Origin of the sequence: Streptomyces sp. NPDC047706 (assembly GCF_043204795.1) — a bacterium.
Classification (GTDB): domain Bacteria; phylum Actinomycetota; class Actinomycetes; order Streptomycetales; family Streptomycetaceae; genus Streptomyces.
In genome coordinates, this window is the sequence record NZ_JBIDCW010000009.1 from 208,784 (window position 1) to 231,715 (window position 22,932).

Annotated in this window: 18 protein-coding genes and 1 riboswitch; of the genes, 11 read left to right on the plus strand and 7 right to left on the minus strand. The window is 73.1% G+C overall.

All coding sequences use genetic code 11. The annotated features are described in order from the left end of the window. The first annotated feature begins 108 nt into the window (after positions 1-108). Together ACGF8A_RS13775 and ACGF8A_RS13780 are read left to right on the plus strand one after the other, a co-directional pair. Positions 109-999 (plus strand): SDR family oxidoreductase, encoded by an 891-nt coding sequence (locus tag ACGF8A_RS13775; RefSeq protein WP_393107559.1) that lies wholly within the window; start codon positions 109-111, stop codon positions 997-999. Between the two features lie 72 nt (positions 1,000-1,071). Beyond that, positions 1,072-1,281, plus strand: coding sequence for a hypothetical protein (locus tag ACGF8A_RS13780; protein WP_393107561.1), 210 nt, complete (start codon positions 1,072-1,074; stop codon positions 1,279-1,281). Between the two features lie 74 nt (positions 1,282-1,355). On the opposite strand, the gene ACGF8A_RS13785 is transcribed toward ACGF8A_RS13780, so the two are convergent. After that, positions 1,356-2,027: a dienelactone hydrolase family protein gene (locus ACGF8A_RS13785; protein ID WP_393107563.1), complete on the minus strand. Its 672-nt coding sequence runs from the start codon at positions 2,025-2,027 to the stop codon at positions 1,356-1,358. A gap of 276 nt (positions 2,028-2,303) precedes the next feature. On the opposite strand from ACGF8A_RS13785, the gene ACGF8A_RS13790 reads away from it, so the two are divergent. The 4 genes from ACGF8A_RS13790 to ACGF8A_RS13805 all read left to right on the plus strand — a co-directional run bounded on the left by ACGF8A_RS13790 (position 2,304) and on the right by ACGF8A_RS13805 (position 5,672). Next, positions 2,304-2,711: a RidA family protein gene (locus ACGF8A_RS13790; protein ID WP_393107566.1), complete on the plus strand. Its 408-nt coding sequence runs from the start codon at positions 2,304-2,306 to the stop codon at positions 2,709-2,711. Positions 2,712-2,788: 77 nt separating this feature from the next. Then, a complete protein-coding gene (locus ACGF8A_RS13795) occupies positions 2,789-3,910 on the plus strand; it encodes an amidinotransferase (protein ID WP_393107568.1) in 1,122 nt (373 codons plus the stop codon). A gap of 201 nt (positions 3,911-4,111) precedes the next feature. Further along, positions 4,112-4,519: a YciI family protein gene (locus tag ACGF8A_RS13800; RefSeq protein WP_393107570.1), complete on the plus strand. Its 408-nt coding sequence runs from the start codon at positions 4,112-4,114 to the stop codon at positions 4,517-4,519. 7 nt (positions 4,520-4,526) lie between these two features. After that, a complete protein-coding gene (locus ACGF8A_RS13805) occupies positions 4,527-5,672 on the plus strand; it encodes an RNA polymerase sigma factor (RefSeq protein ID WP_393107572.1) in 1,146 nt (381 codons plus the stop codon). Between the two features lie 165 nt (positions 5,673-5,837). Here ACGF8A_RS13805 and ACGF8A_RS13810 read toward each other — a convergent pair whose 3' ends face one another. The 5 genes from ACGF8A_RS13810 to ACGF8A_RS13830 all read right to left on the minus strand — a co-directional run bounded on the left by ACGF8A_RS13810 (position 5,838) and on the right by ACGF8A_RS13830 (position 14,092). Next, entirely contained in the window at positions 5,838-6,860 is a 1,023-nt protein-coding gene (locus ACGF8A_RS13810; RefSeq protein WP_393107574.1) for a hemolysin family protein, read from the minus strand. Further along, positions 6,857-8,215, minus strand: a complete 1,359-nt coding sequence (locus ACGF8A_RS13815) for a hemolysin family protein (protein ID WP_393107576.1) — start codon at positions 8,213-8,215, stop codon at positions 6,857-6,859. Before ACGF8A_RS13815 ends, ACGF8A_RS13810 begins: the two co-directional genes overlap by 4 nt. Positions 8,216-8,514: 299 nt before the next feature. Next, positions 8,515-9,960: an NAD-dependent succinate-semialdehyde dehydrogenase gene (locus ACGF8A_RS13820; RefSeq protein WP_393107578.1), complete on the minus strand. Its 1,446-nt coding sequence runs from the start codon at positions 9,958-9,960 to the stop codon at positions 8,515-8,517. Continuing rightward, positions 9,957-12,827, minus strand: coding sequence for an FAD-binding and (Fe-S)-binding domain-containing protein (locus ACGF8A_RS13825; protein ID WP_393107580.1), 2,871 nt, complete (start codon positions 12,825-12,827; stop codon positions 9,957-9,959). Before ACGF8A_RS13825 ends, ACGF8A_RS13820 begins: the two co-directional genes overlap by 4 nt. Further along, a complete protein-coding gene (locus tag ACGF8A_RS13830) occupies positions 12,824-14,092 on the minus strand; it encodes an aspartate aminotransferase family protein (protein ID WP_393107582.1) in 1,269 nt (422 codons plus the stop codon). Before ACGF8A_RS13830 ends, ACGF8A_RS13825 begins: the two co-directional genes overlap by 4 nt. A gap of 226 nt (positions 14,093-14,318) precedes the next feature. Here ACGF8A_RS13830 and ACGF8A_RS13835 point away from each other — a divergent pair, with 226 nt between their 5' ends. After that, the gene (locus ACGF8A_RS13835) at positions 14,319-16,013 is read left to right on the plus strand and encodes a PucR family transcriptional regulator (RefSeq protein ID WP_393107584.1); all 1,695 of its coding nucleotides are present in this window, start codon (positions 14,319-14,321) and stop codon (positions 16,011-16,013) included. A gap of 34 nt (positions 16,014-16,047) precedes the next feature. Here the strand turns inward: ACGF8A_RS13835 and ACGF8A_RS13840 are convergent, their stop codons facing one another. Then, complete coding sequence (locus tag ACGF8A_RS13840; RefSeq protein ID WP_393107586.1) at positions 16,048-17,448, minus strand: short-chain fatty acyl-CoA regulator family protein; 1,401 nt, start codon at positions 17,446-17,448, stop codon at positions 16,048-16,050. A 396-nt stretch (positions 17,449-17,844) separates the two neighbouring features. On the opposite strand from ACGF8A_RS13840, the gene aceA reads away from it, so the two are divergent. The 4 genes from aceA to ACGF8A_RS13860 all read left to right on the plus strand — a co-directional run bounded on the left by aceA (position 17,845) and on the right by ACGF8A_RS13860 (position 22,927). Further along, positions 17,845-19,128 (plus strand): isocitrate lyase, encoded by a 1,284-nt coding sequence (aceA, locus tag ACGF8A_RS13845; protein ID WP_393107588.1) that lies wholly within the window; start codon positions 17,845-17,847, stop codon positions 19,126-19,128. Positions 19,129-19,247: 119 nt separating this feature from the next. Further along, positions 19,248-20,852: a malate synthase A gene (aceB, locus tag ACGF8A_RS13850; protein ID WP_393107590.1), complete on the plus strand. Its 1,605-nt coding sequence runs from the start codon at positions 19,248-19,250 to the stop codon at positions 20,850-20,852. After that, a complete protein-coding gene (locus ACGF8A_RS13855) occupies positions 20,849-21,730 on the plus strand; it encodes a 3-hydroxybutyryl-CoA dehydrogenase (RefSeq protein WP_393107593.1) in 882 nt (293 codons plus the stop codon). Before aceB ends, ACGF8A_RS13855 begins: the two co-directional genes overlap by 4 nt. A gap of 227 nt (positions 21,731-21,957) precedes the next feature. Continuing rightward, positions 21,958-22,072: riboswitch (cobalamin riboswitch) on the minus strand. Between the two features lie 369 nt (positions 22,073-22,441). Then, complete coding sequence (locus ACGF8A_RS13860) at positions 22,442-22,927, plus strand: cation:proton antiporter regulatory subunit (RefSeq protein ID WP_393107595.1); 486 nt, start codon at positions 22,442-22,444, stop codon at positions 22,925-22,927. The last annotated feature ends 5 nt before the right edge of the window (positions 22,928-22,932 follow it).

The following is a 22,932-nucleotide window of genomic DNA, read 5'->3' on the forward strand; positions in this document are numbered from 1 at the left end:
CGGTCCGAACGAGCCCGGTGCCCGCATCCCGGCGATCGGGTTTTTCTCACCGGGGCGAGGGGGAACTCGTGCGCACGTCCGGACCCGTACGGGAGGCAGGAGGCCGACGTGACCGACCCGCAGCACGCTCGCCAGGACCCGGTGACCCAGCACCCGACGCCGGAGTTTCCGGCGCAGGACCAGCCGCACCCCGGGTGGACCGGCCCCATGGACCCGCCCCCGGACCACGGTGAGGAGTCCTACCGCGGCTCCGGCCGCCTGACCGGCCGCAAGGCCGTGATCACGGGCGGGGACTCAGGCATCGGCCGGGCGGTGGCGCTCGCCTTCGCCCGGGAGGGCGCGGACGTGCTGTTCACCCACCTGCCGGAGGAGGAGAACGAGGCGCGCGAGACGTCCCGGCTGGTCGAGGACGCCGGCCGGAAGGCGGTCGCGGTCTCCTGCGACATCCGTGAGGAGGCGAACTGCCGGGCCCTGATCGAGCGGGCGGTCGCCGAGTTCGGCCGTGTCGACGTGCTGGTCAACAACGCCGCCTACCAGATGTCGCAGCCGGACGGTATCGAGGCGATCTCGACCGAGCAGTTCGACCGGGTCATGCGTACCAACCTCTACGGGATGTTCTGGCTGACGAAGTTCGCCGTGCCCCACATCCCGCAGGGCGGCAGCGTCATCAACTCCACGTCTGTGCAGGCGTACAAACCCAGCCCTCACCTGCTGGACTACGCCATGACCAAGGGCGCGATCGTGACCTTCACACAGGGCCTGGCCCAGATGCTCACGGAGCGCGGGATCCGGGTGAACGCGGTCGCACCGGGGCCGGTGTGGACGCCGCTGATTCCCGCCACGCTGCCCGACACGGTGGAGTTCGGCAAGCAGAGTCCGCTGGGCCGCCCGGCGCAGCCGGCCGAGCTGGCACCCGCGTACGTCTATCTGGCCTCCCAGGAGGCGAGCTTCGTCACGGCGGAGATCCTCAACGCCACCGGGGGCACACCGCTGCCCTAGGCTCCGGGCGACCCGGGAAGAGGTTCCGGGGCGCGCGGGGCGCGGTGGAAGCAACGGGAATGAGGCACACCGATGAGTGAGATGAGTGAGCAGACACCGTCCCAGGCCGAAGGCGAGCGGGACGACGAGATGGACGCCCCAGGCACCCGCGACCCTGGCCGGCGTGCCACCGATCCGCCCCGGACCACCCCCTCCCAGGCGGAGGGGGAGCGCGACGACGACGAGGAGCTACCGCTGCCGCACACGGGCGGGACGGGGCAGGGCGGTCAGCGGCAGGGGTGAGGGGAGGAGGCGGCCCTCACAGCCCCGCCTCCTCCTCCCGTCGGCCCGACGGCTCGGCACCCCGCCGACGCGGGTCACACCCCTGTCGTCGGCTCCCGGCTCGCGCGCAGTCGCTCACCGCACCACCGCCGGGCGACGTCGGCGACGTTCTGGAGCGCCCCCGGCTCCTCGAACAGGTGGGTGGCGCCGGGCACGACGTGCAGTGCGTGCGGGGCGCTCATCCGGTCGGCCGCCTCCTGGTTGAGCCGCAGTACCTCGTGGTCCGCGCCGCCGACGATCAGCAGCACGGGCGCCCGTACCGCGACCAGCGCCTCGCCGGCCAGGTCGGGCCGTCCGCCCCGGGACACGACGGTCAGCACCCGGTCCGGGCGCTCGGCCGCGGCGACCAGGGCCGCGGCGGCACCGGTGCTGGCGCCGAAGACGACCACCGGCAGCCCCCTTGTGTCGGGCTGCGTGTCCAGCCAGTCGATGGCGGCGACCAGCCGGCGGCCCAGGAACGGGATGTCGAAGCGGTGCTCGCCCGTGAGCGCGTCATGCCGCTCCTCCCGCTCACTGAGCAGATCCATCAGCAGCGTCCCCATGCCGGCGGAGCGCAGTTCGGCAGCGACCGTACGGTTGCGTGAGCTGTGCCGGGAACTGCCGCTGCCGTGTGCGAACAACACCACCGCCTTCGCGGGCGCCGGCACGACGAGGTCGCCCGGGAGCATCGCGCTGTCGGTGGGTACCAGAACCATGTCGGAAATCATCGACATCAACTTCTTCCCCGGCCGGCCCTGCGAATCGGTGTATCGGCCTCTCACCGACCGCGTACCCGTCCCGGCGCGCACCGCACCAGAGCCGGAGGAGTGTGACGACCGTCCGGTGACGGGTGCGCTCCGCCTCGGCCCTGCCCTGAAGGCGCCTGAGTCACCAAAAGGTTCCCGAGTCACCGAAAAGTGCGTTCTTCCACGTCAGCGGCCACTCTCGTACGGTTCCCCAGTAACCGCAGGAGAGCACGACACTCTCACGAGGAGGAGGACGGCATGGCCATCACCCTGATGAACCCCGACGGACTGCCGAAGATCGACGTCTACCGGCAGGTGTCCGTCGCGACCGGTTCGAGGCTGGTCTTCGTCGCCGGGCAGGTCTCCTGGGACGCCGACGGTGTCACGGTCGGCGAAGGTGACCTCGCCGCACAGGTCGAGCGGTGCTGTCTCAACGCGGGCACCGCCCTGGCCGCGGCCGGCGGCTCCTTCGACGACGTGGCGAAGCTGACCGTGTACGTCGTCGACTGGACCCCCGAGAAGATGCCCCTGCTGCTGGAGGGCATGGCCCGGGCGGGCGCGCGACTGGGGGGCGCACCGGTGCCGCCGGCCACGCTGATCGGTGTCGCGGCGCTGGACGTGCCGGAGCATCTGGTCGAGCTGGAGGTCATGGCGGTCCTCGAGTGAGAAGCCCCGCTGTTCACCTTCGGTAACAGATTGGCTATATTGAGTTACTACCATCCCGCAAGCGAAAGCGGTGGAGCATGGCGGTAGCGCAAAGGGCCGACATCGCCGCGGAGGAGCCGCTCGTCCTGCCGGTCAACTCGCACAACGAGTGGGATCCGCTGGAGGAGATCGTCGTCGGGCGCCTGGAGGGCGCGACGATCCCTTCCGGACATCCGGTCGTGACCTGCAACATCCCGCCCTGGGCGGCGCGGTTCCAGCGGCTTGCCGCGGGGGTCAGGTACCCGGATCTCCTGATCGAGCGGGCCCAGCAGGAACTCGACCAGTTCATCGCTGTGCTGGAGTCGCTGGACGTCACGGTCAGGCGGCCGGACCCGGTCGACCACAAGCGGCGCTACGGCACCCCGGACTGGTCGTCGCGCGGGTTCTGCAACACCTGCCCGCGCGACGCCATGCTGGTGATCGGCGACGAGATCATCGAGACGCCGATGGCATGGCCGTGCCGCTACTTCGAGACCCATTCCTACCGCGAGATCCTCAAGGACTACTTCCGGCGGGGCGCGCGCTGGACGGCGGCGCCGAAGCCGCAGCTCACCGACGAGCTGTTCGAGCCGGGCTTCCGCGTCCCCGAGGCCGGCGAGCCGATGCGGTACATCCTCACCGAGTTCGAGCCCGTGTTCGACGCCGCGGACTTCGTCCGAGCCGGCCGGGACCTGTTCGTCACCCGGAGCAACGTCACCAACCGGATGGGCATCGACTGGCTGCGCCGTCACCTCGGGCCGGGCTACCGCATCCACGAGATCGAGAGCCGCTGCCGTACGCCCATGCACATCGACACCACGTTCGTCCTGCTGGCGCCCGGCAAGGCACTGGTCAATCCGGAGTACATCGACGTCGACCGCCTGCCCGACGTGCTGAGTTCGTGGGACATCCTGGTCGCGCCCGAGCCCGAGCCGATCGGCGAGCACCTGCTCAGGATCACGTCGATGTGCGGCAAGTGGCTGAGCATGAACGTGCTCATGGTCGACGAGAAGCGGGTCATCGCGGAGCGGCATCACACGGGCATGCTGCGGGCGCTGGAGAAGTGGGGCTTCGAGCCGATCCCGTGCGACCTGCTGCACTACGCGCCGTTCGGCGGCTCGTTCCACTGCGCGACACTCGACGTCCGGCGCCGCGGAACGCTCCAGTCGTACTTCCCCTGAGCGGCCGCGGTCGCACCTCCCGAGCCGCCGCTGTCGCACTTCCCGGGCGGCCGCCGAGGCAGGTCCGGGCCTGTCTCGGCGGCCGGCGTCCCCGAGCTCCGCGAAAGAATCTCGCTCCGCGATGTCGAGAACCCGTGACCGGCTCCGTCCCCGGAGCGAGCGCGGCCAGAATGGGTCGCATCGCCACCGAGGAGAGTCACCATGGCCAAGTACCTGCTGCTCAAGCACTACCGCGGCGCTCCGGCCGCGGTCAACGACGCGCCCATGGCGCAGTGGACGCCGCAGGAGATCTCGGCGCACGTGCAGTACATGCGGGACTTCGCGGCCCGGCTGGAGGGGACCGGAGAGTTCGTCGACGGTCAGGCGCTCGCGCCCGAGGGGATGTGGGTCCGGTACGACGGTGAGGGGCGCCCTCCGGTCACCGACGGCCCGTTCGCCGAGACGAAGGACCTCATCGCCGGCTGGATGGTGATCGACGTGGACAGCCACGAGCGCGCGGTCGAGCTGGCCGGGGAGTTGTCCGCCGCTCCCGGGGCGGGCGGCAGGCCGATCCACGAGTGGCTCGAACTGCGTCCGTTCCTGGCCGCGCCGCCCACCATCACGGAGTGACCCGTCGATGGACGAGGCCCAGCTCCGGAGCCTCACTCCGGGCGTGCTCGGGATCCTCGTCCGCCGCGGAGCCGACTTCGCGGCGGCCGAGGACGCCGTACAGGACGCCCTGGTCGAGGCGGTCCGCGTCTGGCCGGCCGGCCCTCCGCGAGACGCGAAGGGCTGGCTGGCCACCGTGGCCTGGCGCAAGTTCCTGGACGCGAGCCGGGCCGACGCCGCCCGCCGCCGGCGTGAGGAGCGCGTCGACGAGGAGCCCGCCCCCGGACCCGCCCCCGCCGTCGACGACACGCTCCAGCTCTACTTCCTGTGCGCCCACCCGTCGCTGACGCCGTCGTCCGCGGTCGCGCTCACGCTGCGCGCCGTGGGCGGGCTGACCACCCGCCAGATCGCCCAGGCCTACCTGGTCCCCGAGGCGACCATGGCGCAGCGCATCAGCCGTGCCAAGCGCACCGTGTCCGGTGTGCGGTTCGACCAGCCCGGCGACGTCGCCACCGTGCTGCGCGTGCTGTACCTGGTCTTCAACGAGGGCTACTCCGGCGATGTCGACCTCGCCTCCGAGGCCATCCGGCTCACCCGGCAGCTGGCGGCGGTCATCGACCACCCCGAAGTGGCGGGCCTGCTCGCCCTCATGCTGCTCCACCACGCCCGGCGCGCCACCCGGACCGCTCCCGACGGCGGCCTGGTGCCGCTCGCCGAGCAGGACCGCGGCCGGTGGGACACCGCCTCCATCGCCGAGGGCGTCGGCATCCTCCAGGCGGCCCTCGCGCGCGACCGGCTGGGCGAGTTCCAGGCCCAGGCCGCCATCGCGGCCCTCCACGCCGACGCGCCCACCGCCGGGGAGACCGACTGGGTGCAGATCGTGGAGTGGTACGACGAGCTCGCCCGCCTGAGCGACAGCCCGGTCGTACGGCTCAACCGCGCGGTGGCCGTCGGCGAGGCCGACGGGCCGCGCGCCGGGCTGGCGGCCCTCGGGGAGCTGGACGCCACTCTGCCCCGCCACGCCGCGGTTGCGGCGTACCTCCATGAGCGCGACGGCGACCTGGAGACAGCCGCACGGCTGTACGCCGAGGCCGCCCACAAGGCGTCCACCCTCGCAGAGCGCGACCACCTGACGCGCCAGGCCGCCCGGCTCAACGCCCGCGTGCGTCGGTGACGGGGCCGGACCCGACCTCGCGGCGCCATGGCCTCGGGGGCAGGCCGTCAGTCCCGGGGCGGGTCGGGGTGAAGCGTCTGCAACCGCGGCGGCTGCTGACCCGTCGAGGTCGACGGTCCACTTCGCGGTGCCGGGCGGCCGTCGGGAGACGGCCGCCCGGTCGCGTCAGGCCCTCGCCGGTTCCGGGCCGACCAGTTCCGACAACACGTCGTCCATCGTCACGAAACCGAGGACCGCGCCCTTCTCGCCGGTCACCGCGGCCAGGTGGCTGCCGTCGGCGCGCAGGGCGGTGAGGGTGTCGTCCAGCGGGGTGTCGATGCGCACACGCGTGACCCGGTGCACCGACTCGCGCGGGAACGGCCGGTCGCGGTCGGTGACGCCGAGGGTGTCCTTGATGTGCAGGTACCCCAGCAGGCTGCCGTTCGGGCCGGTGACGGGGAAGCGGGAGAAGCCCGCCTTGGCAGCGACCCGCTCCAGCTCGGCCGGCGTGACGGTGTGTCCGACGGTGCGCATCCGGGGCACGGGCACCAGGATCTCGCCCACCGGACGGGTGCCCAGCTCCAGCGCGTCACGCAGCCGCTCCCCGTCGGCGGGCGACAGCAGGCCCGCCTCGCTCGAGTCGACGACCATACGGGCCAGCTGGTCGTCGGTGAAGACCGACCCGACCTCGTCCTTCGGCTCGACCCGCAGCAGCTTCAGCAGGGTGTTGGCGAAGGCGTTGATCCCGAACACCACCGGCCGCAGGGCACGGGTGAGGGCGACGAGCGGCGGGCCCAGCAGCAGCGCGGTCGGGACCGGTGCCGCGAGGGCGATGTTCTTCGGGACCATCTCGCCGATCAGCATGTGCAGATATGTCGCCACGGTGAGCGCGATGACGAAGGCGATCGGGTGGATCAGGCCGTGCGGGATGTGGGCCGCCTCGAAGGCGGGCTCCAGCAGGTGCGCGATGGCCGGTTCGGCGACCGCGCCGAGCACCAGCGAGGAGACGGTGATGCCGAGCTGGGCGGTGGCCATCATCGCGGACAGGTGTTCCAGGGCCCACATCGTCATGCGGGCCCGTGTGTTGCCCGCCTTGGCGCCGGGCTCGATCTGGCTGCGGCGTACGGAGATCAGGGCGAACTCGGCGCCGACGAAGAACGCGTTGGTCAGCAGGGTGAGGGCGCCGATGGCGAGTTGCAGCGCGGTCATCGGGAAGCCTCCCCGGCCATTTCCCCCGTCACGCCCGCCTGGACCGGGAGCCTGGCGGGGGCGGTGATGCGGACGCGGTCGGCGCGGTGGTGCTCGACGTCGAGGACGTCCAGGCGCCAGCCGTCGTCGAGGTCCAGGACGTCACCCTTGGCCGGGATGCGCGCGAGGCGCGTGGCGACGAGGCCGGCGACGGTCTCGTAGGGGCCGTCGGGGGCCGTCAGCCCTATCGCGGCGAGCTGGTCGAGCCGGACGGAGCCGTCCGCATCCCACGCGGCACGGCCGTCCGCGGTCGCCGGGGTGGCCAGCAGGTCGGGGACCTCGACGGGGTCGTGCTCGTCGCGGACCTCGCCGACGACCTCCTCCACGATGTCCTCCATCGTCGCGACGCCCGCCGTGCCGCCGTACTCGTCGATGACCACGGCCATGGTGCGGGTGGCGCGCAGCCGCTCCAGGAGCCGGTCGGCGGAGAGGCTGTCGGGCACCAGCAGGGGCGCGGTGGCCAGGTCGGTGACCGGTGTGACCGCGCGTCGCTCCGGCGGCAGGGCGAGGACGTCGCGGATGTGGACGGTGCCGATGACGTCGTCCAGGCTGTCGCGGTAGACCGGGAAGCGGGACAGGCCGGTGGCGTGGGTGAGGTTCGCGGCGTCCGTGGCCGTGGCCCGCGCCTCGAGTGCCTTGACGTCGACCCGCGGGGTCATGACGTTCTCCGCGGTCAGTTCGCCGAGGTGCAGGGTGCGGACGAAGAGTTCGGCGGAGTCGGCTTCCAGGGCACCCTCGGCGGCCGAGTGCTGGGCCAGCGCGACCAGCTCCTCGGCACTGCGGGCGGAGGCCAGCTCCTCGGCGGGCTCCAGGCCCACACGCCGGACGAAGCGGTTCGCCGTGTTGTTCAGGTGCCGGATGAAGGGGCCGAACGCGGCCGTGAAGCCGCGCTGCGGGCCGGCCACCACCTTCGCGACGGCCAGCGGGCGGGAGATCGCCCAGTTCTTGGGCACCAGCTCGCCGATCACCATCAGTACGACGGTGGAGACGACCACGCCCAGCACGGTCGCCACGGGCGAGGCGGCACCGCCCAGGCCGGCCGCCTGGAGCGGGCCCCGCAGCAGCGCGGCCAGCGACGGCTCGGCGAGCATGCCGATCACCAGCGAGGTGACGGTGATGCCGAGCTGGGCACCGGACAGCTGGACGGTCAGGCGGCGTACGGCCTTCAGCGCGCCTTCGGCGCCGCGCTCACCAGCGGTGACGGCCCGCTCCAGCTCACCGCGCTCGACGGTGGTCAGGGAGAACTCGGCGGCGACGAAGACCGCGCAGGCCAGTGTCAGAAGGAGGGCCAGCAGGAGCAGCAGGACCTCGGTCACCGTGCCACCCCCGTTCCCTCACCGTCGTGACGTGGATGGGGCTTGGCACGGCTGGTACTGGGAGGCTCACCCATTGCGGGTCCCTGGCTCCTTTTCGGTCTGTCGGTACGGAAGGGCGTCGTCGCCCCGACCCATGGTAAAGGACGAGCAAAGCACGCCGGGGCCCGGCGTGCCACGCCTCACACCGATCCGGGGAGAGACCGCCGCACGCCGCGCCCAGGAGCACCGGAGCCCGCCCTCCGGGCTGCGGACCGGGGCGGGGCCGGTCCACCGGCACGGGTCCGCCGACGGCGCCGGGCTCACCGTCCCACGGGCATCGCGAGGTACTGGTACTCCAGGAACTCGTCGATTCCGACGCGGCCGCCCTCCCGGCCGAGTCCCGACTGCTTGACCCCGCCGAAGGGTGCCGCCGGGTTGGAGACCAGGCCGGTGTTGAGCCCCACCATGCCCACCTCCAGGCTTTCGCTGACGCGCAGCGCACGGTCGAGGCCCTCGGTGAAGAGGTAACCGACGAGTCCCCAGGGCGTGTCGTTGGCGCGGCGCACGACCTCGTCCTCGTCGTCGAAGGTGAGGATCGCCGCGACCGGTCCGAAGATCTCGGTGGCCGTCAGGCGGCTGTCCGGGGAGACGTCCGTGAGCACGGTCGGGGGATAGAAGCAGCCCGGCCCGTCCGGCGTACGGCCGCCGGTGAGCACCCGGGCGCCGCGCTCGACCGCGTCGGCGACGAGCCCTTCGACCTTGGCGCGTCCGGCGGCGTCGATGAGCGGGCCGACGTCGACCCCCTCCTCGGTGCCCGGGCCCACGACGAGCGCCCCCATGCGCGCGGCGAGCCGCTGCCCGAACTCCTCCGCGACGCGGTGGTGGACGAAGAAGCGGTTGGCGGCCGTGCACGCCTCCCCCATGTTGCGCATCTTGGCCACCAGCGCGCCGTCCACGGCGGCGTCCAGATCCGCGTCCTCGAAGACGATGAAGGGGGCGTTGCCGCCCAGCTCCATCGAGGCGCGTACGACCGTGTCGGCGCACTGGGCGAGCAGCAGCCGCCCGACCTGCGTGGAGCCGGTGAACGACAGCTTCCGGATACGTCCGCCACGCAGCAGTGGCTCGCACACCTGGCCGGCCCGGGAGGTGGTGACGACGTTCAGCACGCCGTCCGGCAGCCCCGCCTCCTTGAGGACCGCGGCGACGGCCAGAGCGCAGAGCGGGGTCTGCGGGGCCGGCTTGAGCACCATCGTGCAGCCGGCCGCGATCGCCGGGCCGATCTTGCGGGTGCCCATGGCGAGGGGGAAGTTCCACGGTGTGATCAGCAGGCTGGGCCCGACGGGGCGGCGGGAGAGCAGCATGCGGTTGCGGCCGTCGGGGAGGGTCCCGTGGCCGCCGTCGACACGGACGGCCTCCTCCGAGAACCAGCGGAAGAACTCCGCCGCGTACGCCACCTCTCCCCTGGCCTCGGCCAGCGGCTTGCCCATCTCGGACGTCATCAGGCGGGCGAGCTCGTCGGTGCGGTCGAGGAGGATCTCGTACGCCCGCCGCAGGATCTCGCTGCGGGTGCGCGGTGCCGTGCGTGCCCACTCCCGCTGTGCGCGCACGGCCGCGTCCTCGGCCAGCCGGGCGTCCTTGGGCCCGCCGTCGGCGACGTGGGCGATGATCTCACCGGTCGCGGGGTCGTCGACGGGCATGGTGGCGCCGTCGGCGGCGTCCACCCAGGCGCCACCGATGAGCAGTTGCTTGCGTACGTCCGCGGTCATGGGGTCTCTCCTGGTCGGTCGGCGGCGGGGTCGAGCAGTTCCGCGAGGTGCAGGGCCCGGACTCCTCGGTCACCGGCGAGGTGGCCGATCTGGGTGACGCAGCTGAATCCGTCGGCCACGACGACGGTGGTCCCGCCGTCCGGGATGTCGCCGAGGCGCGGCGCGAGGGCCAGCCCGGCGACGGCCATCGAGGTGCCGTAGTGCTGCTCCTCGAAGCCGAAGTTCCCGGCGAGTCCGCAGCAGCCCTCGGCCTCGTCGATCCGCCCGGCGCCGAGGCGGCGCAGCAGGTCGCGCGGGCGGCGCCCGGTGAAGGTGGCGTACTCGTGGCAGTGCGTCTGGAGGACGACGTGGTCCGGCAGCGGCGGCGGGGTCCACTCCGGCGCGGCCAGGTCGGTCAGGGCGCCGGTGAGGGTGTGGACACGGGCCGCGACGCGCCGGGCGGCCTCGGAGCCGAGCAGTTCGGGCAGGTCACGTTTCAGGGTGGCGGCGCAGCTGGGCTCGGCCACGACGACGGGCATGTCGCCGCCGTCGTCCAGGTGGGCGACCGTGCGGGCCATGACCCGGCGTGCCATGGACAGCTGGCCGGTGCTGACCCAGGTCAGGCCGCAGCACAGACCACTGCGGGCCGTGCAGGGGGTGCCGGCGGCATGCAGCACGCGCATCGCCGCTCCCGCCACCTGCGGGCGGAAGGCGCGGGTGAAGCTGTCCACGAAGAGCACGGCCCTGGCCGGCTCGCCGGACTGTGCCGAGCGCAGCTCCTCGCGCAGGGCGCGCCGGGAGGCGAGGGCGGGGATCGTGCGGCGGGTCGTGACTCCCCCGAGCCGGGCGAGGGGTTTGCGCAGCGGTCCGCGCAGCAGCGCGTTGAGCGGGCGGGCGGCGTACGCGCAGAGGGCGGAGGTGAGGGGCAGCCAGCCCAGCGCGTAGTGCGAGCGGGGCCGGAGCCTGCGCCGGTAGTGCCGGTGCAGGAACTCCGCCTTGTACGTCGCCATGTCGACGCCCACCGGGCAGTCGGCGGCGCACGCCTTGCACGACAGGCACAGGTCCAGGGCGTCCCGGACCTCGGTCGCGCGCCAGCCGTCCTGGACCGCGCCGCCCCGCAGCATCTCCTGGAGCAGACGGGCCCGGCCGCGGGTGGAGTGGCGCTCCTCGCCGGTGGCCCGGTAGCTGGGGCACATCACGCCGCCCGCGTGGCCGCGGCACCGCCCGACGCCGACGCAGCGGCGGACCGCGCCCGCGAAGCCGTCCTCGTCGTGCGGGAAGGTGAACTCGGTAGCGACGGGCCGGATCTCGTGCAGGGCCAGGTCGGCGTCGAGCCGGGCCGGGGCGACGACGACGCCCGGGTTCAGCAGTCCCTCCGGGTCGAAGACCGCCTTGAAGGCGGCGAACGCCCGGATGAGCCGCGGGCCGTACATCACCTCCAGGAGCTCGCCGCGTGCCCGTCCGTCTCCGTGCTCGCCGGACAGTGTGCCGCCGTGCGCGACGACGAGTTCGGCCGCGGCGCCGAGGAAGCGGCGGGTGGCGGTGCGGCCGGCTTCCGTGGCCAGGTCGAAGTCGATGCGCACATGGACGCACCCGGCGCCGAAGTGCCCGTACAGCACACCGGTCAGCGCGTGGGCGGCGAGCAGCGCCCGGAAGTCCCGCAGGTAGGCCGCCAGATCGCCGGGGGCGACCGCCGCGTCCTCCCAGCCGGGCCAGGACTCCCCGCCCTCGACCAGGCGCGCGGCCAGCCCCGCGCCGTCCTCGCGGACCCGCCACAGCGAGCGCCGCTCGGCCGCGCTCGCGACGACCCGTCCGCCGGTGGTGCGGCCCCGGGCCTTGAGGGCGTCGAGGAGTTCGGCCGCTCGCGCCGTGACGGTGGCCTCGTCGTCGCCGTCGAGTTCGACGTACAGCCAGGCGCGGCCGTCCGGAAGCCCGGTGACGGAGCCGGGGCCGCGGCGGGCGCGCATGGTGGCGACGATCGCCTCGTCCATGCCCTCCACCGCGGTGGGCGAGCAAAGGAGGATCTCCGGGACGTCCTCGGCGGCGTCGACGACGTCGTCGTAGCCGAGGGCGAGGAGCGCGGACGCCGGCGCGGTGGCGACCAGGCGGACGGTGGCGGCCGTGACGACGGCGCAGGTGCCCTCGGTGCCGACGAGGGCGCGGGCCATGTCGAAGCCGTTCTCCGGCAGCAGCCGGTGCAGCGGGTAGCCGGAGACCTGACGGGGGATGCGGCCCAGTTCGGTGCGGATCGGGGCGAGGTCGGCGGCGATCAGGCGCCGGACGTCCGCCTCCAGCCGGGCCACGCGCTCGGCGTCCGCGGGGTCCACGGCGCGGAGCCCGGCGTGGTCGGCCACGGCGTGCAGTCCCGCGGCGGTGACGATCTCCAGGGCTTCGATGTGGCCGCTGGTCCGGCCGTACCGTACCGACCGGTTGCCGCAGGCGTCGTTGCCGATCATCCCGCCCAGCGTGCAGCGGCTGTGCGAGGACGGGTCGGGGCCGAAGGTGAGCCCGTGCTCACCGGCCGCGTCACGCAGGGCGTCGAGCACGACTCCGGCCTCGACGCGTGCGGTACGCGCCACCGGGTCGATGTCGAGGATCCGGTTCATGTACCGGGAGAGGTCGAGGACCACCCCGGGCCCGACGGCGTTGCCCGCCATGCTGGTGCCGCCGCCGCGCGCGGTGACGGCAACGCCCGCCTCACGGCAGGCCCGCAGCACCGCGCGGACGTCGGCGGCGGAGCGCGGGAAGGCCACGGCCCGTGGAAGAACGCGGTAGTTGGAGGCGTCGTACGCGTACGGGCCGGTGGCGCCCGGTCCGGTGGCCACCGGCAGGCCGGGCGCGAGTTCGGCGAGCCGGGCGGCCAGCCGTTCCCCGGACGCCGTGGTCATCGACGCGCCGCCGCGGACGTGCCGGACTCCACCGCCGCCGCCCACGCCCGCAGGCCCTCGTCCACCGCCGTCTCGTCGACGACGAGCGCCGGGATCATCCGGACGACCTGGTTCCAGGCCCCGCACAGCAGCAGGAGCAGCCCCTCGTCGACGGCGGCCCGCTGTACGCGGGCGGCGGTCTCGGGGTCGGGGCCGCCGTCCTCGGTGACGAACTCGGTGCCGAGCATCAGTCCGAGCCCCCGTACGTCGCCGATGGCCGGTGTCCGCCCGGCCACCGCCTCCAGGCCCCGGCGCAGCCGCAGGCCCATCGCCTCGGCGTTCTCGACGAGCTTCTCGTCGCGTACGACGTCGAGGGTGGCGCAGGCCGCCGCGCAGGCCACGGCGTTGGCGCCGTAGGTGCCGCCCTGCGAGCCCGGCCACGCCTTCCGCATCAGCTCCTCGGGGGCGGCGATACCGGACAGCGGGAAGCCGCTGGCCAGTCCCTTGGCGGTGACGAGGATGTCGGGGGTGACGCCGAAGTGGTCGTGGCCCCAGAAACGTCCGGTGCGGCCGACGCCGGTCTGCACCTCGTCGAGGATCAGCAGGAAGCCGTGCCGGTCCGCCCGTTCCCGCAGGCCTTCGAGGAAGGCGCGGGTCGCGGGCACGTATCCGCCCTCCCCGAGCACGGGTTCGACGACGACCGCGGCGGTGTCGGCCGGCGAGGAGATCGTCTGGAGGGTGTAGTCGAGCTCCTTCAGGGCGAAGTCGGTGGCCGTCCTGTCGTCCCAGCCGTAGCGGTAGGCCGTCGGGAACGGGGTGACCACCACGCCGCTCATCAGCGGTGAGAAGCCGGAGCGGAAGCGGATGCCGGACGTCGTCATCGCGGCGGCGGCGACCGTACGGCCGTGGAAACCGCCGTGGCAGACCAGGACGTTCGGCCGGCCGGTGGCCTGGCGGGCCAGCCGTAGCGCGGCCTCGACGGCCTCGCTGCCGGAGTTCGTGAAGAACAGGGAGTCCAGGCCGCCCGGCAGGACCTCGCCGAGCTTGTCGACGAGTTGGCGCAGCGGCCGGTGCATGACGGTCGTGTACTGGCCGTGGACGAGCGTGCCCACCTGGTGCCGCGCCGCCGCCACGACGCGGGGGTGGCAGTGCCCGGTGCTGGTGACGCCGATGCCGGCGGTGAAGTCGAGGTAGCGGCGGCCGTCCTCGCCGTAGAGGTGGACGCCCTCGCCCCGGACCGCCGTGACGGGCGTGGCCTGGCGAAGGTGCGGCGACAGTGCGGTCATGGTCGTCTCCCGGCCGATGCGTTGCGGTCTGCTCCGACATTCCGAGCGTCGCGGCCGGCCCCGACGCGGACAACGACTGATCTGTCCGGTGCGGGCGCGGAGTCCGGACGAAGTGTCAACCGGGTCGGGGCGGATGCACGGTCCTGGGTGTCGCGGCGCTCGCCGGGGCAGCTGTTGCGCAGGTCAGCACGGCTTGTCAGAGTGTCCGGGCGGGCAGGGAGGCATCATGAGCCAGAACACCGGACCGCCTCGCCCCTCCCACTGCCCCCCGACGGGCGACGGGACGAGGCACGCGGGCGGTACGCCAGGCAGCGGCCGGCGCCTGACGGTGGCCGACGTGCTGGCGCTCCCGGTGCTCGCGGCCGGTCAGCCCCAGGTCGTCACCGGCGTCACCCGGCTCGACCGGCCGGTGCGCTGGGTGCACATCACCGAACTCACCGACCCGGCCTCCTTCCTCAAGGGCGGCGAACTCGTCCTGACCACCGGCATGCCGCTGCCCGAGGACACTGCGGGCGTCCGCCGCTACGTCGACGAACTCGCCGACGTCGATGCCGCGGCCCTCGTGATCGAACTCGTACGGCGCTACCACCGCCCGCCGGACGCCCTCGTGCAGGCCTGCCGGTCGCGGCGGCTGCCGCTCGTCACCCTGGCCAGGGACGTCAACTTCCTGGAGGTCACCCAGCTCGTGCACGCCCTGATCCTCGGCAACCAGACGGACGCGATGCGCCGCACCCAGCGCATCCACGAGGCGTTCACCGCCCTGACCCTGCGCGGCGCGGGACCCGAGGACGTCGTACGGGCGGCGGCGGTGATGAGCGGTCGCACGGTCGTCCTGGAGAACCTGGTGCACCAGGCCCTGATCTGCGAACCCTCCGGCAGCACCGTGGAGGAGGTGCTGACAGGCTGGGAACAGCGCTCCCGGTCGGCTCCACCCGGGGATCGGACGCGGACACGCGGGCCGGAGGGCTGGCTGGTGACTGCGGTGGAGTACCAGGGCGAACGCTGGGGGCGCGTCGCCATGCTCCCGCCGCCGGGCACCGACGCCGCCCGCGCGGCGGCGGCCTTCTCGCCCGAGGACGTCACCGTCCTGGAGCGCACGGCGATGGCCCTCACCATCGCCCGCCTGATCCACTCCACCCCTTGGGAGCGCACCGCGCACCGCAGTGCCCTGCGCGACCTCACCGAGCAGCGTCACCACTCCCCCGAGGACGCCCGCGCCCGTGTCGCCGCGCTGGGGCTGCCGACCGAGGGTGCCGTCTACCGGGCCGTGCTGACGGACGGTGGGACGGTCGGCGACGAGGCCGGCCTGGAGAGCCGCCTGTCCCGGGAACTCACGGCGCTCGGACGGCCGGCACTCGTCGGCACGCTGGCCCCGGGCCGGATCGGCATCCTGCTGGCGCTGCGGCCCGCGCAGCGGTGGCGGCCCACGGTCGAGCGGCTGAGCCGCCTCGTGCTGGGGGTCCGTCCCGAGGCGGTGGTGAGCGTCGGGCCGGAGGTCACGAACCTCGCCGACGCCCCACGCTCCTTCCGCGCGGCGGCCCGCGTCGCGGAGGCGGCGCTGCCCGGCCGGCCGCCGCCCGACGGCAGGTCGTTCCACGAACAGTCCGACATCGGGCTGCGCCACCTGCTGTACGCGCTCCGCACCGACACCCGTGTCCAGGACTTCGCCGAACGACGGCTCGGCCCCCTCCTCGACCACGACAGCCGGCACGGCAGCGGCCTTGTGACGACGCTGCGGCACTATCTGGACGCGGCGGGCAACAAGACCACCACCGCCCGCCGGGGCAACCTCTCCCGGGAGACGGTCTACCAGCGCCTGCGCACCATCGAGCGGCTCCTCGACTGCGACCTCGAATCGGGCGAACAGCGCACCGAGTTGCACACGGCGCTCACGGCGCTCGACGTCCTGCGGCTCGGGTGACGGCGACCGCCTGCCCGGTCAGCTCTCACCCCGGTCAGCTCTCACCCCGGTCCGCGACCGGATACGGCACGAACGTGCTGCTGTGGTGGTCGATCCGCAGCGGCCGCCCGAGGGGTGGTGCGGCGCGCTGGGGGCAGTCGAGGCGTTCGCAGACGCGGCAGCCCATCCCGATGGGTGTGGCCGCGGAGGCGTTGCCGAGGTCGAGGCCGTCGGAGTAGACGAGGCGATGGGCGTGGCGGAGCTCGCAGCCGAGGCCGATGGCATACGTCCTGCCGGGTTCGCCCCAGCCGCCGCGGTGGCGGGTGACGGCGCGGGCGGTCCACAGGTAGCGCTGCCCGTCGGGCATTTCGGCGATCTGGACATGGATCCGGCCGGGGGCGGCGAACGCCTCGTAGACGTTCCACAGCGGGCAGGTGCCACCCGCGCGGGAGAAGTGGAAGCCGGTGGCCGACTGGCGCTTCGACATGTTCCCTGCGCGGTCGACGCGGACGAAGGAGAACGGCACCCCGCGCAGACGGGGCCGCTGAAGGGTGCTCAGGCGGTGGCAGACGGTCTCGTAGCCGAGGCCGTGGCGGTCCGTGAGGCGTTCGATGTCGTAGCGTTCCTCCTCGGCCGCGGTGTGGAAGGCGGTGTACGGCAGGATCAGCGCGGCGGCGAAGTAGTTCGCGATGCCGATCCGGGCCAGGGCGTGGGCGGAGGACGCGGGCGGGAAGTCCTCGGCGGCCTGGCGGCCCAGGTCGTCGCCGTGCTCCAGCAGGGCGAGCTGGGTGGCCATGCGGAAAGCGCGCTGTCCGGGGCGCAGCCGCGGGGACAGGTGCAGCGTGCGGGTGTCCTCGTCGTAGTGGTGCAGGAGGTCACCGGTCCCGGTGGCCGTACGCACGCCGTGCCGGTCCGTCAGTCGTGCCGTCAGGGCGCGCAGGACCTCGCCGGGACGGATGCCGATCTCCTCGGCCAGGTGCTCGGCGGCGAGATCGACGGCGTGCAGGTAGTTCTGGCGGCGGTAGAAGAAGTCGCGGATCTCCTCGTGGGGTGAGCGGGGCGCGTCCGGCGCGCTGCCGCGGCCGTCGGCGAGCCGTTCGGCGAGGAGCTGGTTGCGGCGTCCCAGGTCGAGCAGGACCTGCGCGACGCCGGGCATGCGCCCGGCGAGTTCAGACAGTTCGGACGGTGCCACCCGGGCCTCGGCGAGTTCTCCGGCCAGCGCCTCGCGCAGGTCCGCGACCAGCCGGCTCGTGTCGCGCTCGGAGAAGAACGTGGGGTCGACGCCGAAGGTCTCCGTCAGCTTCAGGAGCACGGGCACGGTGAGCGGGCGGGAGTCGTGCTCCATCTGGTTCAGATAGCTCGGCGAGATGGCGAGGGCCCGGGCCAGTTCGGCCTGGCTCATCCGGCGCTCCTCGCGCAGCCGGCGCAGCCGCGCCCCCGCGTAGGTCTTGCTCACGGGCGTCCTCACCTCGTCTCAGCCCCTCCTGGGGACGGATGACCGTCAGCCTATGCGACGAAGACCCCGAAAGGACCTTCGCAACCTTGGCAAAGCAGCCTGCGAAGATTCGCAGAAGTTGGCAGATGTCCACGCTTGATGGCACTCAGTGCCAGTGCCAGAGTTCCAGTGCGGCCCGCCGGAACCACCGCAGCCGGCGCCCAGCACCGGGCACGATTCACGCCCTGACGTCGGAGATCCCGGCCACGGCGCACCGCCGGACGGCAGCATTGCTCAGCTCCGCCCAGCAGCGGGACGGCGGGCCGCACCCTTTGTGAAGAGAAGGAAAGACACACAGTGCCAAGTCTCCGTCCGGGTGGCGGAGGAATTGGCAACGCCGACAACCGGAGGAGAGTCATGGCAGAGGCGACGACGAAGGCCGCCGAGGAACTCGCACGGCGGTGGGCCACCGACCCCCGGTGGCAGGGCATCGAGCGCACCTACGGCGCCGAGGACGTCCTCCGGCTCTCCGGCAGCGTCCGTGAGGAGCACACGCTGGCCCGGCGCGGCGCCGAGCGGCTCTGGCGTCAGCTGCACGAGAACGACTACATCCACGCCCTCGGCGCGCTGACCGGCGGCCAGGCGGTCCAACAGGTCAAGGCTGGCCTGCAGGCCATCTACCTGTCCGGCTGGCAGGTCGCCGCCGACGCCAACCAGGCCGGGCACACCTACCCCGACCAGAGCCTGTACCCGGCCAACTCGGTGCCTCAGGTGGTACGCCGGATCAACAACGCGCTGCTGCGGGCCGACCAGATCGCCACCGCCGAGGGCGGCGCGGACCGCACCGACTGGCTCGCCCCGATCGTCGCCGACGCCGAGGCCGGGTTCGGCGGACCGCTGAACGCCTTCGAGCTGACCAGGGCGATGATCGCCGCGGGTGCCGCCGGCATCCACTACGAGGACCAGCTCGCGTCCGAGAAGAAGTGCGGCCACCTCGGCGGCAAGGTCCTGGTGCCGACCTCGCAGCACATCCGCACCCTCAACGCGGCGCGCCTCGCCGCCGACATCGCCGATGTGCCCACCGTGATCGTCGCCCGTACCGACGCGCTCGCCGCCAGCCTGCTCACGAGCGACGTCGACGAGCGGGACGCCGAGTTCGTCACCGGGGAGCGGACTGCCGAGGGGTTCTACCGCGTGCGCAACGGCATGGCACCGGTCATCGCCCGAGGCCTCGCCTACGCCCCCTACGCCGACCTCATCTGGGTCGAGACCGGCACCCCGGACCTCGCCCAGGCACGGGAGTTCGCCGAGGCGATCCACGCGCAGTACCCCGACCAGATGCTGGCCTACAACTGCTCGCCGTCCTTCAACTGGAAGGCCGCGCTGGACGACGACCAGATCGCCAAGTTCCAGCGGGAGCTCGGGGCGATGGGCTACAAGTTCCAGTTCATCACGCTGGCCGGCTTCCACTCCCTGAACCACGGCATGTTCGACCTCGCCCGGGGCTACGCCGAGCACGGCATGACCGCGTACGTCGACCTCCAGGAGCGGGAGTTCGCCGCACAGGCGCACGGGTTCACCGCCGTCAAGCACCAGCGGGAGGTCGGTACCGGGTACTTCGACCTGGTCTCCACCGCCGTCAATCCGGCCTCCTCGACCACCGCTCTGGCCGGGTCGACCGAGGAGGAGCAGTTCCACTAGGCCGTGTGCGGACTGCGGGCCGGGTGTGGCGGTTCGTGCCCACGCGGCGGTGCCGCAGACCGGTACAGCACCGCGCCCCTCACGGGGCGCGGTTCCTCCCCTCGTTCAGGAGAACCCCCATGACCGTCACCGCACTGGCTCATCAGGTCCGTGTTCTCGCCGCCCCCGGCGATCGTCACGACGAGATCCTCACTCCCGCCGCCCTCGACTTCGTCGGCAGACTGGCCGCCGCGTTCGGCGAGCGCCGTCAGGAACTGCTCAAGGAGCGCCGGCGGCAGGCGATCCGGCTCGCGACCGGATCCCCGTTCGACTTCCCGCTGGTCACCTCCGCGGTGCGCGCCGACCCCACCTGGCGGGTGGCCCCGCCGGCGCCCGGCCTGACCGACCGCCGTGTGGAGATCACCGGCCCGCCCGACCGCCGCACGGCCGTCGGCGCGCTCACCTCCGGTGCCCAGGTGTGGATGGCCGACTTCGAGGACGCCACCGCCCCCACCTGGGACAACGTCGTCGGCGGGCAGCTCTGCCTGCTCGACGCCGTCGAGTGCCGTATCGACCTCACCGCGCCGGACGGCGGCGACCACCGCCTCGGTGAGCGGAGCCGGCCGGCCACCGTCGTGGTCCGGCCACGCGGCTGGCATCTGCTGGAGGAGCACCTGGAGTACGACAGGCGGCCCGTGCCCGCGTCCCTGGTGGACTTCGGCCTGTACTTCTTCCACTGCGCACAGCGGCAGATCGACGCCGGTCACGGCCCGTACTTCTACCTGCCCAAGCTGGAGAACCGCTACGAGGCCCGGCTCTGGAACGACGTCTTCGTCCTCGCCCAGGAGTTGCTGGGCATCCCGCGCGGCACCGTCCGCGCCACCGTCCTCATCGAGACGATCACCGCCGCGGTGGAGATGGAGGAGATCCTCTACGAGCTGCGCGAGCACAGCTCCGGCCTCAACGCGGGTCGCTGGGACTACCTCTTCAGCCTGATCAAGACCTTCGGCCACCGCACCGACTTCCTGCTGCCCGACCGGGCCAAGGTCACCATGACCGCCCCCTTCATGCGGGCGTACACCGAACTGCTCGTGCACACCTGCCACAAGCGCGGCGCGCACGCCATCGGCAGCATGGCCGCCGAGGTGCCGGGCAGGGAACCGGCCGCCCGCGAGGCGGCACTCGCCAAGGTCCGGCTCGACAAGGAACGGGAGGCCGAGGACGGCTTCGACGGCTCCTGGGTCGCCCACCCCGGCCTCGTGCCGGTGTGCCGCGAGGTCTTCGACGGTGTCCTCGGCGAGCGCCCGCACCAGATCGACCGTACCCGCGACGACGTGGAGGTCACGGCGGCCGACCTGCTGTGCGTGCGCCGGATCAGCGGCCCGCCCACCCCGGAGGGTGTCCGCACCAACATCGCGGTCGCGCTGCGGTACTTCGCCGCCTGGCTGCGCGGGCAGGGCGCGGTCGCGCTGGACGGCCTGATGGAGGACGCGGCCACCGCGGAGATCGCCCGCGTCCAGATCTGGCAGTGGCTGCGGCACCGGGTCGTCGACCGGGAGACGGTGCTGCGGCTGCTGGACGACGAGCTGGCCGCCGTCGGCGCCGCGTACCCGTGGGCCCCGCTCGACGAGGTCCGTGAACTGTTCGAACGTAACGCGCTGGCCGCCGAGTTGCCCTTGTTCTTCACCCCGGACGCCTGCGCCCGGCACCTCGTCCGCAACGCGACCGTGGGGGTCGGATCATGAGCGGGGACATCGTGCGCGTCGGCGTGGTCGGCGGCGGTCAGATGGGCGCCGGCATCGCGGAGGTGTGCGCGCGGGCCGGGCTGGACACGGTGGTGTGCGAGGTGGACGCGGTCGCGGCGCGCGCCGCCCGGGAGCGTGTCGCTGCCTCGCTCGACCGTGCGGTGGAGCGCGGCAAGCTGGAGCGGTCGGCCGCGCGGGACGCGCTCGCGCGGATGGCCTTCACCGGCAGCCTCGACGACCTCGGCGACCGCCGGCTGGTCATCGAGGCCGTCGTGGAGAACGCCGAAGCCAAGACCGAGGTCTTCGCCGCGCTGGACAAGATCGTCGACGATCCGGAGGCGATCCTCGCCACCAACACCTCCTCCCTCCCCGTCATGCGGCTGGGCATGGCGACGCGGCGCGCGGACCGGGTCGTGGGCCTGCACTTCTTCAACCCCGTACCGGTGCTGCCCCTGGTGGAGGTCGTGACCTCGCTCCACACGAGCCGGCACACCGTCGCCGCGGTGGAGCGTTTCGCCGGCCGCACGCTCGGCAAGACGGTGATCCGTTCCCAGGACCGGGCCGGCTTCGTCGTCAACGCGCTGCTGGTGCCGTACCTGCTGTCCGCGATCCGAATGACGGAGTCCGGCTTCGCCTCCGCCGGCGACGTGGACGCCGGCATGGAACTGGGCTGCGCCCACCCCATGGGCCCGCTCAAGCTGGCCGACCTGATCGGCCTGGACACGGTCGCCTCGATCGCGGAGTCCCTGTACGACGAGTTCAAGGAGCCGCTGTACGCCCCGCCCCCGCTCCTGCAGCGGATGGTGGAGGCGGGGCTCCTGGGGCGCAAGGCCGGGCGCGGGTTCCATGTCTACGAGCAGGGTCCTGCGGCCCGCTGAGGCCTGGACCGGTGTCCCGGCCGCGTCCAAGGTCGTGGAGGCCGCGGCCGGTCACTCGGTACGACGACGTCGGCGCGCGGCGAACCGGCCGCCCCGGCGACCAGCGCGACCAGCGCGACCAGCACGAGGCCTGTCACCGCCGGGACGGCGGAGCCGGAGTCGTGCGCCGCGTCGGCGGCGGGCGCCGGCCCGGCTCTCGGCTTCGCGCTGCAGACCGTGACAGTGGGAAGCGGCACTCGGCACGTGCCGGGTTGCCCGGCTCGCGGCGCCACGGCCGCACACGCTTGCAGGTCAGTGCCGGATTCCCACCGCCTTCCCCCCAACACGCGCGTATGCGGTTGTCCTGTGTACGCGATGACGGCCTTCCGCGCCCGGTCGCAGGGCGGTGCCGGGCTCGGGCGCCGAAGTCACCGCAACCTACGGGCAGTCGGAGGGGCGGGGCCAGTGCTTCGAGCGGCGGCGGTGCCGGGTGCCGCGGGGCGCGGTGGCTTCGGCGGCGCCGGACATCGCCCACCGTCCCCTCGACCGCACCGCACCGGCGGCGGCCGGTGTGCCGGGACGAGACGGTCTCCGTTCCGGGCAGCCGGGACGGCCGGGCGCCCGGCCTGTCCGGATTGCCGCGCCTAGGATGGTTCCCACAGGCCCGGACCGGGGTGCCGCGGCGCGTCCCCACGGTGCCGCCGCGGGTGCCCCGTGAGAGAGGGGGTCGCCATGGGCGCTCCACGCCTGAGCAGTACGCCGCTCCCGGGAATCGGCGTCCGCTACGACCTGACCACTCACGAGCATCGCCGCCTGTCGGTGGTCGCGCACCGGGACGGGGAGCGCACCCTCAGCACCTACCGCCAGGACGACCCGGACGACTGCGCGCTGTCCGTGCGGCTCACCGCCGAGGAGGCGGCCTCCCTCATCGACGCGCTGCGGCCCGCGCACCACACCCCGAATCTCCTGTACACCACCGATCTCGGCCTGGTGGCCGAGCGGATCGAGTTGTCCGGCAACTCCCACTGGAACGGGCGGGTGCTCGGCGAGACCCGGCTCCGCACCACGACCGGCGCCTCGATCGTGGCAGTCCTGCGCCGGGCCGAGGCGATCCCCTCCCCCACGCCGGACTTCCGGCTGGCCGGGGGCGACACCCTGATCGTGATCGGCACCCGCGAGGGACTGGAGGCGGCGGCCGGGACACTCGGGCGGAAGTGAGCCGC